Source organism: Maridesulfovibrio sp. (genome assembly GCF_965230075.1).
GTDB lineage: Bacteria > Desulfobacterota > Desulfovibrionia > Desulfovibrionales > Desulfovibrionaceae > Maridesulfovibrio.
Genome location: NZ_OZ245945.1, coordinates 44,917 through 58,571, shown reverse-complemented (window position 1 = coordinate 58,571; position 13,655 = coordinate 44,917). Strand labels below are relative to the sequence as shown.

Genomic DNA, 13,655 nt, shown 5'->3' with positions numbered 1-13,655 from the left:
GCGGGCACTTTATGAAGTACGCGGGTATGCGACGTACAACAGGACACTTAGTTTCAAATCTGCTTATGAAAAGCACAATCACACCGGAGGTATCATGGGTTTAAATATTACTGAAAAGATCATATCAGCGCATCTTTTGAACGGCGAAATGGAGCCGGGAACCGAGGTCGGGCTACGAATTGATCAAACTCTCACTCAGGATGCCACCGGCACCATGGCTTATCTGCAATTTGAAGCTATGGGTATTGATAAGGTCCAGACTGAACTTTCCGTAAGTTACGTGGACCACAACACCCTGCAGATGGGTTTCCGTAACCCTGATGATCATCAGTACCTGCGTACTGTCGCTGCCAAGCACGGCGTTGTCTTCTCCCCGGCCGGAACCGGTATCTGTCACCAGCTGCATCTGGAAAACTTCGCCAAACCGGGCAAAACCCTGATCGGCTCCGACAGCCACACCCCCACCGCCGGTGGACTGGGCATGCTGGCCATGGGCGCGGGCGGACTTTCCGTTGCTCTGGCAATGGCCGGACAGCCTTACTCCATTCCCATGCCTCAGGTAGTCAAGGTGAAACTTTCCGGCGAACTGACCGGATGGGCTTCTGCCAAGGACATCATCCTCAAGCTACTGGAACTCAAAACCGTTAAAGGCGGCGTGGGTAAAGTTTTCGAATTCGCTGGCGAAGGTGTAAAAACCCTTTCCGTTCCCGAACGCGCGGTCATCACCAACATGGGCGCGGAACTGGGAGCGACCACTTCCATCTTCCCCAGTGATGAAAAGACCAAGGCTTTCCTCAAGGCCATGGGCCGTGAAGAGGACTGGTCCGAGCTCATTGCCGACGCTGACGCTACTTACGCAGAAGTCGTTGAAATCAACCTTTCCGAACTGGAGCCGCTGGTAGCCCAGCCGCATATGCCTGACCGTGTTGTAACCGTTAAGTCCCTCGCCGGACTCAAGGTCAATCAGTCCGCCATCGGCTCCTGCACCAACTCTTCCTACTCCGACCTGAAGACAACTGCCCTGATCCTGCAGGACCAGCAGCTGCCAGAAGGTGTGGATCTGATGATCTCCCCCGGTTCCAAGCAGGTTCTCAAAATGCTTGCTTCCGACGGGCTGATCGCCAATTTCCTTGATTCCGGCGCAAGACTGCTGGAATGTACCTGCGGCCCCTGCATCGGCATGGGCGGCTCCCCCACTTCTGCCGGGGTCAGCGTACGTACCTTCAACCGTAACTTTGAAGGCCGCAGCGGAACCCAGGATGCACAAATCTACCTTGCCAGCCCGCAGACTGCTGCCAAGCTGGCACTTGCCGGAGAATTCACTGATCCAGCAACCTGGGGAACTCCCCCGGCCAAAATCGAGTTCCCGGAAGAAGTTCCCTCTATCCGCCATCTGTTCATCTTCCCTCCTGAAAACAGGGACGAAGTTGAAATCGTGCGCGGACCGAACATTGTTCCCCTTGAAACATTCTCCGCCCTGCCGGATCAGATTTCTTCTGAAATCCGCCTCAAGGTCGAAGATGACATCACCACTGACCACATTCTGCCTGCGGGCGCTCAAATCACTGCCCTGCGTTCCAACATCCCGGCTATCAGTGAATATATTTTCAGCCGTGTCGATGAAGGATTTGTCGGCCGCATGAAAGCTTCCGATAACGGAATCATTCTCGGCGGAGAAAACTACGGACAGGGTTCCAGCCGCGAGCATGCAGCCCTCGGCCCCCGTCATTTGGGCGTTGTTGCCGTAATTACCAAGTCACTTGCACGCATTCATCGTGCAAATCTTATCAATTTTGGCATTCTACCCCTTGTACTCTCTGAAAAGAGCGATTACGACAAACTGTCGGAAGGTAGTAAATTGACCCTTGAAACCACCACCATCACACCCGGCGGCGAAACAATTGCCATGGCTGATGGAGCTGAAATCAAAGTCAAAAACGACCTTTCAGCCAAAGAACTTGATATTATCAAAGCTGGCGGCCTGCTGAACTACGTCGGTAAACAATTGTAAATGAGTATGGCAGGGTATTCGCATCAGTGGATGCCCTGCCTGTTAAAATAGAATAAACATTTGAAAGCAGCACCTGCTGCAAACGGAGACTGAAGAAGCCATGATGGACATTCTGCGCCAAAATGCCCAGAGCTGGGGTATCAAAATCGCATTCGGTATCATTATCGCAGTTTTTATTTTTGCCTTCGGCGCCGGCGGATTCAACGGCAACACCGATCCGGTAATCGCTTATGTTAACGACCAGCCGGTCCCCACTCAGGAATTCATGCAAAATTACCGCGAAAATGCAGAAGCATTGCGGGCGCAGAATCCCGACCTTGATTCCGATCAGCTTCAGTCACCTGAATTCAAGAAATATGTGCTCGAACAGATGATCAGCCAGAAACTTCTTGAAGCTGAAGCCCAAAGGCTCGGTCTATCTGTTTCCAACAGCGAACTTTCCTACAGCATCAGCCAGATTCCCGCATTTGCAGACAAAGACGGCAAATTCGACATGAACCTCTATCAGGCTTTCCTGCAGAGTAGATCCATGTCCGCAGCCACCTTTGAAAACAGCATGCGCAACAGTGCTTTGATCCGCAAACTGCAGGATTATGTCACCCTGCCGGTCAAACCCACTGAAGCTGATGCCCGCGCACTTTTCGACTCTGCCTCTGAAAAAGCACAAATTGACTACTATTATGTGTCCGGTGCTGACTTCGTTAAAGGCATTAAAATCAGCGACAAGCAAATCGAAAATTTCTACAAAGCAAACCCGGACAAATTTACTATCCCGGCTCGCTCTGTAGTGAAGTACATTGCTTTCACCCCGGAAGAACTGTCCATCAACGAGACTGTGACTCCCGAAGAGATCAACGCATACTACGAAGCCAACAAAGAAGCTTTCCAGCAGGAAGCTCAGGTTCAGGCTCGCCACATCCTGATCGCTGTTGACGAAAATGCAGCTGACAAAGATGTTGCTGCAGCTGAGAAGAAAATCAAAAAAGTTCTCGCCAAAGCCAAGTCCGGCCAGGATTTCGGTAAACTGGCTAAAAAATACTCTGAAGGCCCCAGCAGCTCCAAAGGCGGAGAACTTGGCTGGTTCGGCCGCGGTGCAATGGTTAAGCCTTTCGAAGAAGCTGCGTTTGCACTTAAGAAAGGTGAAGTCAGCAAGCCTGTGCGTACCCGTTTCGGCTGGCACCTGATCAAAATTGACGATATCCGCGAAGCCGGCCAGAAAGAGCTGGATCAGGTCAAGGATGAAATCAGCTCCCTGATCGCTCAGGAAAAAGCTGCTGATTCTATCACTGACAAACTGGACCACGCAATTGATCTGCTTGCTTCCGGCATGAAACTGGACAAAGTTTCCGAAGAGCTTGGCATTGCCTTCAAGAAAAGCGAAAGAGCCACTGTGGAGAACCTTTCCCGTGCCTTCGGCATGACTGAAAGTGCTGCACAGACCATCATTGGACTGCCCAAAGGCAGCTCCACTGACATGCCTGTTGCCATTGACGGCGGCTACATCCTCGTTGAGAAAGAAGAAGATATTCCGCCGTCCCTGAGCCCTCTTAAGGACCAGAAGCAGGATATTGAAAGTTTCCTTTCACAGCAGCAGGCAATGCAGCTCGCTAAAACAAAGGCCATGGCTATCATGGGCCAGCTGACCAACGAAAAGACTGCAGCCAAGGCACTCAAGTCCATCAAGAAAGACCTTAAGACCTCTGAACCTTTCGGTCGCGATGGCTTTGTACCCGGTCTGGGCATGAATCCCAAACTGGCTCAGTCAGCATTTGCAGCCAAGAAAAACCAGTGGATGTCCGAAGTTTTCGAACTTCCCGGCGGATTCATTGTTGCTCGTCTTGATGAGCGTATTCCTCCCAAAGAAGAGGCCTGGGCTGCTCAGAAAGACATGGTCATGGATGCATTGTTCCAGCAGCGAGCCAATGAAGTATTCAGCGCGTTCCTTACTGAACTGCGATCCAAAGCTAAAGTTGAGTATGTCCGCAAGGACCTCCTGAACTAGTCTGACCAAACTCAGATTATATCAAAGGGTCTGTTCTTGCTGGAACAGGCCCTTTTTTAATATCTTTTGTTTTAATCACCTCTTTTACCTTGCAGAGTTTTTTTTGAGAGAGTAACAACGTAAAACTACTGTCAACGCCTTAGCTGACAGGATATTTCATAGGATGGAAGACCATGCTCCAAGTTCCAGAAGGATATAAATTCGCAGCCCTTGAGGCTGGCTTCAAATACAGTGGCCGCAATGATCTGGCCCTTATTCTCAGTGATGTCCCTGCGGTCGCGGCGGCTGTATTCACCAAAAACAAATTTCAGGCAGCTCCGGTTACTGTGGGCAAGGAAATTCTTGCACAATCCCCGATTGTCCGCGGTGCTATAGTCAATGCCGGACTGGCCAATGCCTGTACCGGAGCCGAAGGTATCCAGGACTGCAAAGAAAGCCTTATTCTAGCAGCCAAGTATCTGGGCATTAGCGACCGGGATCTACTGCCTTCTTCCACCGGGGTTATCGGACCACGCTTTAACATGGAAAAATGGCGCGAAGCCGCACCTAAGCTCAAAAAAGCAATTTCAGACAGTGATCCGGTCAAAGCTGCCAAAGCCATCATGACCACTGATAAATTTCCCAAGCTGGCCTGGGGCGAAATTGAATGTGACGGCAGGCCTGTACGTATGCTCGGTATGTGCAAGGGCGCCGGTATGATCTCTCCGAACATGGCCACCATGCTCGGCTTTGTTACCTGTGACGCAGAAGTTGATCCCAAATGGTGGCAGGATGCCTTGCGCCGCTGCATTGATAAAAGCTTCAACTGTGTCACCGTTGACGGCGATACCAGTACCAATGATACCGTAATGGCCTTTGCCAACGGAGCCTGCGGAATCAAAGCCGACAATGCTGAGAAGCAGGATGCTATTGAAGCCCTGCTCCTCGATATCTGCCAGCAGCTTTCTTATATGATAGTACAGGATGCCGAAGGCGGCACCAAGGTCATGCATATCAACGTCAGCGGTGCCACTTCTGACGAAGATGCGGAACTTATGGTCCGCGCAGTCGGCAACTCCCCGCTGGTTAAAACCGCTCTTTTCGGTGAAGACCCCAACTGGGGACGCATCGTAGCTGCGGCCGGACGTAGCGGAGCGGAATTTGACCCTGAAAAGCTTACCTTGAGCTTCGGCAAAATCGTGGTCTTTGAAAAAGGTAAGCCTGTCGAAGGAGATATGGATGCTCTGCTGGAACCGATCATGCGCAAACAGGATATTGAAGTGAACATCACCCTTGGTGACGGTAACGGCACATCAATGCTGCAAGCTTCCGACCTGACCCGCGAATACATCAGCATAAACGCTGATTACAGGTCATAATATTTTCACATTACCCTGCTATAATCAGACTTTCATATGATGAAAAACCTTAAAAACCGAGACAAGATGACCAGACTTGCCGACTTCCTCTTCGAGGTCGGCATGCTGCGCAAGACCCCGCGAACCGGTTACCAGTTTCTGGGCACAGGCTCGGAATCAGTGGCTGACCACTCATACAGGGTTGCGGTTCTGGGATACGTACTGGCAGATATGGCCGGAGCGGACATGGCCCGCACAGTCTTCATGTGCCTTTTCCATGACCTGCATGAAGCACGTACCGGGGATTTCAACTACGTAAACCGTATTTATAACCGCAGTTACAGGGACAAGGCCTTACGTCATACCCTTGCCGGGACCGGACTTGAAGATAAGATTTTCCCTCATTGGGAAGAGCTTGAAGAATGCGAAACCCTTGAGTCCAAACTCGCTCAGGATGCTGACCAGCTTGATTTCATCCTCAACCTCAAAGAGGAACTGGATATGGGCAACCCCTATGCCGGAAAATGGCTGGAATCAGCACTGAAAAGACTGCGCACTGAAGAGGGTCAGAAACTGGCCGATAAGATTGCTGAGACCGACCACAAAGACTGGTGGTATCTCGGTCCGCCACCAAGTTGGTGGGAGAACAAAAACGGTCTGGATGATGAAGACTGATCGGGAAAGAGAAAATATGAACCGGATAGGAGTGAATACTACTCCAATCCCTTTTTCAGCCTTTTATTTTCCAGATCATTGTGCTAAGGGGACGGTTTAGGCTGAACCTTAGGCGGATTAACCTTATTTAAACAAAATTTATGGTAATTAACTGACCATGTCTCAAGCTGAAACTGAAAACAAATTACTCCTGCCGTTAAATATGGTCGGTAAATGGTGCATGAATCTCCTTAATGAAGCGGGAGCCATGTTCATTTTCCTCATGGACGGCCTGCTTCATATTTTCAGTTCACTTGGGATTTTCAAAAAAACAGTAAAGGAATTGTACTTCATCGGAGTAAAATCTATTACTGTCATATCCCTGATCGGACTTTTCACCGGCATGGTTGTCGGTCTCCAGACTCAATATGCCTTATCCAAATTCGGCTCTGATGGCTTTCTTGGTGCAGCCGTAGCCCTTTCGCTGGTTCGTGAGCTGGGTCCGGTTCTCACCGCCATCATGCTTACCGGACGAGCTGGATCATCCATGACAGCTGAAATCGGGGTCATGCGTATCTCCGAGCAGATTGACGCCCTCGAACTCATGGATATCAACCCCATGAATTATCTGGTCAGCCCCAAACTGCTGGCGTCTCTTATTTCTTTCCCCATCCTGACAGCCCTCTTCGACCTGATCGGCATTGTTGGCGGTTACATGACCGGGGTGCTGCTGATGGGCGGCAATGAGGGCGTATACTGGCACCGGGTACATACGGCCTTGGGCTGGGATGATATTTCCGCCGGTTTCAACAAGTCCCTTGTCTTTGCCGTGCTTGTTTGCACTGTATGCTGCTTTCAGGGTTATTTCACCCACTACCGCAAAGACGGCAAAGGTCCCGAAGGCGTAAGCCAGGCAACAACAACCGCAGTAGTTATGTCCTGTGTGCTGGTCCTCGCGGCCGACTACATCATAACTTCTTTGCTTCTCTAGAGGGACCTGATGAGTACCAAAGCACCGGATATCAAAATCGAAAACCTAACCATCGGATACGACGGCAATCCCGTGGTCTCCGATATCAACGCCACCCTTCCCGGCGGAGGTATTTCTGTCATTCTGGGACGTTCGGGCTGCGGTAAATCCACCCTGCTCAAGAACATCCTCAAACTGAACACTCCCATGGGCGGAGCCGTATATCTGGGCAGACACAATATTTATGAGCTCAAACGCAAAGCCTTCCGTTGCCTGAAGCAGCGCATCGGCGTTCTTTTTCAGGACGGGGCACTGCTGGGAGCACTGACCCTTTTCGATAATGTGGCCCTGCCACTGCGCGAGCACACCCGGCTCAAACAAGCCGAAATCCACGATGTGGTCAAAGCCAAGTTAAGCCTTGTGGGTCTTGAAAAATTCATGGACTACTACCCCAACGAACTTTCCGGTGGGATGCGCAAAAGGGCAGGCCTGGCCCGGGCCATGGTCATGGACCCGGATATCCTATTCTGCGATGAACCCACATCCGGCCTCGACCCCATCAACTCAGCAGAACTCGACGGACTGCTTCTTGAACTCAAGGAAAGATTCGACATGACCATCGTGGTGGTCAGCCATGATCTGGCCAGTATGGAAACCATTGCCGATTACGTCGTAGTTCTCGGTGAAGGCAAGACACTTTTCAAAGGACAGAAGGAAGAGCTTCTGGCAACAGAAGAACCTTACCTGCGTCAATTTCTGGATCGCGAAGGTGAAAAACGTGAGGCTCCACGCCTGACTATGGCTCCTCTTGATCCCTCAGTTATGAAAATGGATTGCGCCAAATACATTGGCGATTTGAACAGCAATTAATTGGACACGGATTCCGGCATGAAAAAATATCCCAAGGAAACAGCAGTAGGCATATTCGTCTTTATCGGTTTGCTTTGTATTGTCTACATGAGCGTCAAGCTCGGTGATGTACATATGTTCTCAGACGACCACTACCATGTTACTGCCAGCTTTAACGATGTGACCGGACTCCGGGTCAACTCCCCTGTTGAAATGATGGGCGTCCCCATCGGCTATGTAAATAGTATTGATCTTGATTTGGAAAAACAGAAAGCCGTGCTAACCTTAAGCATTGAAAAACGTGTCGAACTGACCGACGACGCCATTGCCTCGGTTAAAACCAGCGGCTTGATCGGTGATAAGTATATCAAGATAACTCCCGGTGGTGTTGGTGATCCCATTGAACCCGGCGGCGTTATCATTGAAACCGAGTCTGCAATCGACATTGAAGACTTGATCAGTAATTATGTTTTTGGCAAAGTCTAAAAAACAACTTAATAAATAATCGGTTCTCCAAAATGAAAAGAACATTATCCATAGTAATTATTGTCATACTCCTCAGCCTTTCTGCTGGTGCGGCCTTCGCGGCTGAGAATTCCCCCATGGTCCGGCTGCGTTCCGGAATTCAGGGCGTCATAGCTATTCTCAATGACCCTGAATACAAGGGCGACCCTGCCAAACAGCAGGAAATGACCGTCAAAATCCGCGAAACCATAAAGGATTTTTTCAATTTCGAAGAACTCTCCAAGCGCTCAGTCGGACGCCCTTGGCTCAAGTTCACACCTGAAGAAAAAGAGAGATTCGTATCCCTGTTCACTGACCTGCTTGAACAGACCTACCTTGGTCGGGTCGGTGAGTATTCAGGTGAAAAGGTCGCATTTGACAAAGAGACTATTATTAAGGGAAAATACGCACAAGTTGATACCCGTTTGCTGACCGGCAAACAGGACATCCCTGTTTTCTACCGCATGAAACTCACCGATGGTGAGTGGGATGTTTATGATGTCAAAATCGAGGGTGTCAGCCTTGTTAAGAACTACCGCACCCAGTTTACCGGAATTCTTGACACCACCAACGACAAAACCTTCGAAGCCAGCAAGAAAGAACTCTTCACTCGCCTTGAAGCAAAATGTGCTGAACTTAAAGCGAACCCTAAAGCCACAGCTGAAAACGGCATTAAATAACGGAAAATAACCATGACCAGGAACTATTCCACAACAATCCTCGCCTTTGTGGTTCTGACCATGATCCTCTTGACCTTCCCTTCACAGGTAAGGTCTGCGGAGACCAAAGATTCCATAATGGTGGCCCAGGTCGGCTCCGGCGTAATCGGTGCCGTAAAAAATAATCCCGAAGAATTCTCGGACGATGAATTCAGCGAGGACATGTGGGGTGACTCCGAACACCACGAAGAGGCCTATGCTTCTGATCCGTGGCAGGGCTATAACCGCGCGATGTTCAAGTTCAACGATTACCTGTACTTCAACATCATGAAACCCGTGACCAAAGGCTACATGTGGCTGGTTCCCCTTAAGCCCAGAACATGGACCAACAACTTTTTCCAGAACATGCTCTACCCCGTACGCCTGACAAGCTGTCTGCTGCAGGGCAAATTCTATACTGCCGGTGCTGAAACATCCAAATTCGTTGCCAACTCCATCTTCGGAATGGGCGGACTCGGCAACGTTGTCGGTGAAGCGCAATCCACCATGCCCCTCTACCTCGGCAACGAGGATCTGGGCCAGACCTTCGGCGTCTGGGGCATCCCCAACGGACCTTATTTTGTACTGCCGTTCCTCGGCCCCTCCACAATCCGTGATTCTGTGGGCCTTGGTATCGATACCTTCGTGCTCAACCCCTTCTGGTGGTTCGGCATTCCCTGGTACTACTCCGCATCTGCCGGAGCATACAACCAGATCAACAAGCTTTCATTCCACATCGGGGAATACGAATCCCTCAAGGAAGGCTCCATTGACCCCTATCTCGCTCTCAGGGACGCTTATCTGAGTTACCGGGCTAAACAGGTCAGGGATGCTAAAATCAACCCCGACAGACCCAAACCGCAGATGACTACGAACCCTGATGCGGAACCAGAAAAGTAACATCGTGAAGATCGCAGTAATATCTGACACCCACCTCCGTGAGCCGGATAAAAGGCTCACGGAGGTTTTTAATAAGTACCTCGCAGAAGCGGACCTGCTCCTGCATTGCGGCGACCTGACCACGTTTTCCATGTGGCAGTTCTTCTGCCAGCACCCCAATTTTCACGCCGCACTGGGCAATTGCGATGAATGGGCCCTTTCCGACTACCTGCAGCCGCTGGAGTCCGTAAACTTCCACGGCCTACGCATCGGCATTGCTCACGGCTGGGGGGCACGCTCGCAGGTTTCACTCAATGTCGCCCAATCCTTCGGGCCGGACTTTGATCTGGTCTGTTACGGACACACCCATATTCAGGACTGGTCCATTGTCAGCGGAGTGCAGATGCTCAATCCCGGCAGCCTGACTTCACCGCGTGATGAACGGCCGCCCTGTGTGGCTATTGTGGAAGTAGACGAAGAGCAGAACATGGAATGTTCTTTCGTGCCTGTAGATTAAAATAAAGGCCGTAATATCTCGAAAGATATTACGGCCTTCTTCTTTAAGAAAATAAATCTAATTAACTAGGCATATGGATCAGCAAGTAATTTATACTCGCCATCCTTTTCATCAAGAATCCCTTTACCTGTCATTTCGGCAAGCAGTTCCATAAGCTTGTCGGTTTCGCCCGGAGCAAGCACCTTTCCTCCTTCGCTTTTCAAGTAGGATGGCGGCAAGTAGTCAGCCTTACCCCTTCTAAAAAGTGCTATCAAAAACCTGTCGGTTAACTTCTTTACTCCTGCCATTGCGAATCCTCCTTTTCCGTAACAACTAGTTCAGCATGAAATTGCGTACCCCGGTAAAAAATATCTGGGCAGCGATGGACGCGACAAACAGCCCGGTCAAACGACTCATGATGTTCAAACCTCTTCTTCCAAGGAGACGTTTGAGGCTTGAGGAGACAAATAACAGAATTCCTACCGTTAATACAGCAGCAACAAGAGCACAGCAGGCCAGAAACATATCCTTGTAACCCTGCACCCCCGAGCCCATGACCAGCAAAGCACCGATTGTTCCGGGACCGACCACAATGGGAATAGCCAGAGGGACAACCGCAATATCGTCATCATCATTTCCGGCATCGAATTTCTTACCCCCGCCGTTGACCATGTTCAAGGCTGAGAGGAAAAGTACCGCCCCTGCACCGATACGGAAAGCATCAAGGGTGATGCCGAACAGATCAAAGATATACCTGCCGTAGAGGTAAAGGATCACAGAACTGACAATAACGGCCACAGTGACCTTCACAGCCGTTTTTTTTCGCTCAACCGGACTCATCTCCTGAGTAAGGGATAAAAACGCGGAGATGGCGAAAAACGGAGTCAGAACAAAGAACAATTTTAAGTAGGTTTGAAAGAATAATGCGAGCATGATTTTTCACTCACTTTTAAAAATTAATATTGTTTTTGGGTTTGGGCTTTTGGCCCTTGTTTTTAAAATTGATGCAGCTCTCTACACCCCATTGATTAGACAATCAATACAATTTTACATCAAAAAACACCTATCTTCCGAAACTTATGAGCTTTGATATAAAATCTATTCTTAACATTTTCCTTTCTTTCCACTTTTGAGCTGTGTTACAAATTTAAAGCGACACATATATATTATACATAATAGCACCATTTCTACATAAGGAGGTTCTTATGTTGAAAAACATGAAACTGGCTATGAAACTTGGTTTGAGCTTTGGGCTCATGATCATATTAACTATTGCCATGGCCTATGTAGGTCATAACGGAATGGGTGGCATTGAGGACAGGGTCGACAAGGCGGATGACGTAAACCGAATGGTCCGAATTATCCTTGAAACCCGTATGAGTGAGAAAAACTACATCCTACGTTCAGACAATGACTATCTGCAGAAACACAGGGAATTAATCAACACCCTCAAAGAACAAATAAAAACCACAAACAATAAGTTCGCGCAAAAAGTAAACCATGACCAGATGGCTGAACTAGGCAGTGCTGTAGACAAATATGACTCAGCCTTTGGTCGCTATGTTGAGTTGGTTAAGAAAAGAGCCGAAACCATGGAATTGATGCGCGCAGATGCACGAACAGCACTATCTGAACTTGAAAAGGTCCGCTCTGAGCAAAAGGATCAACTGGAATCCATACTCTCCGGGACAAAGCAAAAAATTGAAACCGGAATACGCAGATCGGAATTTCAAACCATTGGATCGCTCTATAATGCCGGTCAGCAAGACATCACAGACAAGCTGACCAAGGCAGATGATGCCAACCGGGCAATTAAATGGTTCATTACCGCCCGCAAGAATGAAAAAGAATACATAATTTCATCTGACCCCAAATATCTGGAGCAGGTCAAAACCGATATCGCCCGGATTGATAAACTGACCTCCAACTTGAAGCTTAGATTCAGCAATCCTGCAAACATAGCTCAGGTTGAAACCGTACTCAAAGCCATTTCAAGTTATTACAGCAATTTTCAAAGCTATACCGACTTAATGGCTCTTCAGGTTGATGCAGAAAAGGTTATGGTCGAATCCGCAAGAGCTGCTGACGCACAGTGCCGTGCAACGCGGGCAGACCAGAAAGCCAAGATGCTGAACCAGATGGAAACATCAACCACAATCCTTGTCAGCGGTGCGCTGATCGCATTGATTATTGGCATGCTGACCGCTTTCATCCTCACTCGAGCCATTACCGGACCAATCCAGATGGGTGTCCGCTTTGCCCAGCGCATGGCTCAAGGCGATTTCACTCGCACACTGGATATCAACCAGAAAGACGAGGTGGGTATTCTCGCCGCTGCTCTGAACAATATGGTTAACCGCCTTTCCATTGTTGTCGGCGAAGTGGGCAGTGCCAGCGAAAACGTGGCTTCAGGAAGTGAAGAACTCTCTGCCACTGCGGAATCCCTCTCTCAGGCATCCACTGAACAGGCCGCCAATGTTGAAGAGGTATCCTCTTCCATGGAAGAAATGACCGCCAACATCAGGCAGAATGCGGAAAATGCCCAGCAGACCGAAAGCATCGCCGTGCAATCCGCGCAACAAGCCGAAGAAAGCGGCAAAGCTGTAACCCAAGCAGTTGATGCCATGAAGAATATCGCGGAAAAGATTTCCATCATTGAGGAGATTGCCCGCCAGACCAACCTGCTGGCCCTAAACGCAGCTATCGAAGCCGCACGGGCCGGGGAACATGGTAAAGGCTTTGCTGTTGTTGCTGCTGAAGTACGCAAGCTTGCAGAACGCAGCGGTGAAGCAGCCCGTGAAATCGGAGACCTTTCCACAGGCACTGTAGATGTAGCGGAAAAAGCCGGGGAAATGTTGGTTCAGCTGGTCCCGGATATCAAACGTACAGCCGAACTGGTGCAGGAAATCACCGCAGGCAGCAGCGAACAGCTCAGCGGAGCGGAACAGATCAACAAGGCTGTGCAGCAGCTTGATCAGGTTACCCAGCAGAACGCCTCAGCATCTGAAGAAATGGCCTCCACGTCCGAAGAGCTTTCCAGTCAGGCTGAAGAACTTCAGCAGACCATGGGTTTCTTCAGGGTCAACAACAATAATGCGGACATTCCCCGGGCCCTGCCTTCTTCTTCAATGCAAGAATATAGGCCGGAACCGGAAGCGTCAGTTTCAGCAGGGTTGGCTCTGGATATGGATACTGAAATATCTGATGGAGATTTTCAGAAGTTTTAATAAGAATGCCTCCGGCGGCCCTTCGGGG

13 protein-coding genes are annotated in these 13,655 nt (G+C 49.6%); 11 read left to right on the top strand and 2 right to left on the bottom strand.

Translation table 11 applies throughout. From position 1 onward, the window contains the following. Positions 1 to 94: 94 nt before the first annotated feature. The 10 genes from ACO05Z_RS00280 (at position 95) to ACO05Z_RS00235 (ending at position 10,421) form a co-directional block, all read left to right on the top strand. The gene (locus tag ACO05Z_RS00280) at positions 95 to 2,011 is read left to right on the top strand and encodes an aconitate hydratase (RefSeq protein ID WP_421899197.1); all 1,917 of its coding nucleotides are present in this window, start codon (positions 95 to 97) and stop codon (positions 2,009 to 2,011) included. Positions 2,012 to 2,111: 100 nt separating this feature from the next. Further along, on the top strand, positions 2,112 to 4,013 hold the full coding sequence (locus ACO05Z_RS00275) for a SurA N-terminal domain-containing protein (protein ID WP_421899195.1): 1,902 nt from the start codon (positions 2,112 to 2,114) through the stop codon (positions 4,011 to 4,013). A gap of 173 nt (positions 4,014 to 4,186) precedes the next feature. Further along, positions 4,187 to 5,371 (top strand): bifunctional glutamate N-acetyltransferase/amino-acid acetyltransferase ArgJ, encoded by a 1,185-nt coding sequence (gene argJ / locus ACO05Z_RS00270; protein ID WP_421899193.1) that lies wholly within the window; start codon positions 4,187 to 4,189, stop codon positions 5,369 to 5,371. A gap of 36 nt (positions 5,372 to 5,407) precedes the next feature. Continuing rightward, complete coding sequence (locus ACO05Z_RS00265; protein WP_421899191.1) at positions 5,408 to 6,025, top strand: HD domain-containing protein; 618 nt, start codon at positions 5,408 to 5,410, stop codon at positions 6,023 to 6,025. Positions 6,026 to 6,182: 157 nt separating this feature from the next. Then, a complete protein-coding gene (locus ACO05Z_RS00260; protein WP_421899189.1) occupies positions 6,183 to 6,995 on the top strand; it encodes an MlaE family ABC transporter permease in 813 nt (270 codons plus the stop codon). Positions 6,996 to 7,004: 9 nt separating this feature from the next. After that, positions 7,005 to 7,844 carry an ABC transporter ATP-binding protein gene (locus ACO05Z_RS00255; protein WP_421899187.1) on the top strand — a complete coding sequence of 280 codons (840 nt, stop codon included), beginning with the start codon at positions 7,005 to 7,007 and terminating at the stop codon, positions 7,842 to 7,844. Between the two features lie 18 nt (positions 7,845 to 7,862). Continuing rightward, positions 7,863 to 8,309, top strand: a complete 447-nt coding sequence (gene mlaD / locus ACO05Z_RS00250; RefSeq protein ID WP_421899185.1) for an outer membrane lipid asymmetry maintenance protein MlaD — start codon at positions 7,863 to 7,865, stop codon at positions 8,307 to 8,309. Between the two features lie 32 nt (positions 8,310 to 8,341). After that, positions 8,342 to 9,007, top strand: coding sequence for an ABC transporter substrate-binding protein (locus tag ACO05Z_RS00245; protein WP_421899183.1), 666 nt, complete (start codon positions 8,342 to 8,344; stop codon positions 9,005 to 9,007). 12 nt (positions 9,008 to 9,019) lie between these two features. After that, positions 9,020 to 9,925: an MlaA family lipoprotein gene (locus ACO05Z_RS00240; RefSeq protein WP_421899181.1), complete on the top strand. Its 906-nt coding sequence runs from the start codon at positions 9,020 to 9,022 to the stop codon at positions 9,923 to 9,925. Then, the gene (locus ACO05Z_RS00235; protein ID WP_421899179.1) at positions 9,906 to 10,421 is read left to right on the top strand and encodes a metallophosphoesterase family protein; all 516 of its coding nucleotides are present in this window, start codon (positions 9,906 to 9,908) and stop codon (positions 10,419 to 10,421) included. Before ACO05Z_RS00240 ends, ACO05Z_RS00235 begins: the two co-directional genes overlap by 20 nt. Positions 10,422 to 10,486: 65 nt before the next feature. Here the strand turns inward: ACO05Z_RS00235 and ACO05Z_RS00230 are convergent, their stop codons facing one another. Both ACO05Z_RS00230 and ACO05Z_RS00225 read right to left on the bottom strand, forming a co-directional pair. Then, on the bottom strand, positions 10,487 to 10,708 hold the full coding sequence (locus ACO05Z_RS00230) for a hypothetical protein (protein WP_421899177.1): 222 nt from the start codon (positions 10,706 to 10,708) through the stop codon (positions 10,487 to 10,489). A 25-nt stretch (positions 10,709 to 10,733) separates the two neighbouring features. Next, positions 10,734 to 11,333, bottom strand: coding sequence for a MarC family protein (locus ACO05Z_RS00225; protein ID WP_421899175.1), 600 nt, complete (start codon positions 11,331 to 11,333; stop codon positions 10,734 to 10,736). A gap of 272 nt (positions 11,334 to 11,605) precedes the next feature. On the opposite strand from ACO05Z_RS00225, the gene ACO05Z_RS00220 reads away from it, so the two are divergent. After that, positions 11,606 to 13,627, top strand: coding sequence for a HAMP domain-containing methyl-accepting chemotaxis protein (locus ACO05Z_RS00220; RefSeq protein ID WP_421899173.1), 2,022 nt, complete (start codon positions 11,606 to 11,608; stop codon positions 13,625 to 13,627). Positions 13,628 to 13,655 lie beyond the last annotated feature (28 nt).

Coding starts and splice junctions, on each gene's coding strand:
- ACO05Z_RS00280 (WP_421899197.1), top strand. CDS start 95: ATGGGTTTAAATATTACTGAAAAGATCATATCAGCGCATCTTTTGAAC.
- ACO05Z_RS00275 (WP_421899195.1), top strand. CDS start 2,112: ATGATGGACATTCTGCGCCAAAATGCCCAGAGCTGGGGTATCAAAATC.
- argJ (WP_421899193.1), top strand. CDS start 4,187: ATGCTCCAAGTTCCAGAAGGATATAAATTCGCAGCCCTTGAGGCTGGC.
- ACO05Z_RS00265 (WP_421899191.1), top strand. CDS start 5,408: ATGATGAAAAACCTTAAAAACCGAGACAAGATGACCAGACTTGCCGAC.
- ACO05Z_RS00260 (WP_421899189.1), top strand. CDS start 6,183: ATGTCTCAAGCTGAAACTGAAAACAAATTACTCCTGCCGTTAAATATG.
- ACO05Z_RS00255 (WP_421899187.1), top strand. CDS start 7,005: ATGAGTACCAAAGCACCGGATATCAAAATCGAAAACCTAACCATCGGA.
- mlaD (WP_421899185.1), top strand. CDS start 7,863: ATGAAAAAATATCCCAAGGAAACAGCAGTAGGCATATTCGTCTTTATC.
- ACO05Z_RS00245 (WP_421899183.1), top strand. CDS start 8,342: ATGAAAAGAACATTATCCATAGTAATTATTGTCATACTCCTCAGCCTT.
- ACO05Z_RS00240 (WP_421899181.1), top strand. CDS start 9,020: ATGACCAGGAACTATTCCACAACAATCCTCGCCTTTGTGGTTCTGACC.
- ACO05Z_RS00235 (WP_421899179.1), top strand. CDS start 9,906: ATGCGGAACCAGAAAAGTAACATCGTGAAGATCGCAGTAATATCTGAC.
- ACO05Z_RS00230 (WP_421899177.1), bottom strand. CDS start 10,708: ATGGCAGGAGTAAAGAAGTTAACCGACAGGTTTTTGATAGCACTTTTT.
- ACO05Z_RS00225 (WP_421899175.1), bottom strand. CDS start 11,333: ATGCTCGCATTATTCTTTCAAACCTACTTAAAATTGTTCTTTGTTCTG.
- ACO05Z_RS00220 (WP_421899173.1), top strand. CDS start 11,606: ATGTTGAAAAACATGAAACTGGCTATGAAACTTGGTTTGAGCTTTGGG.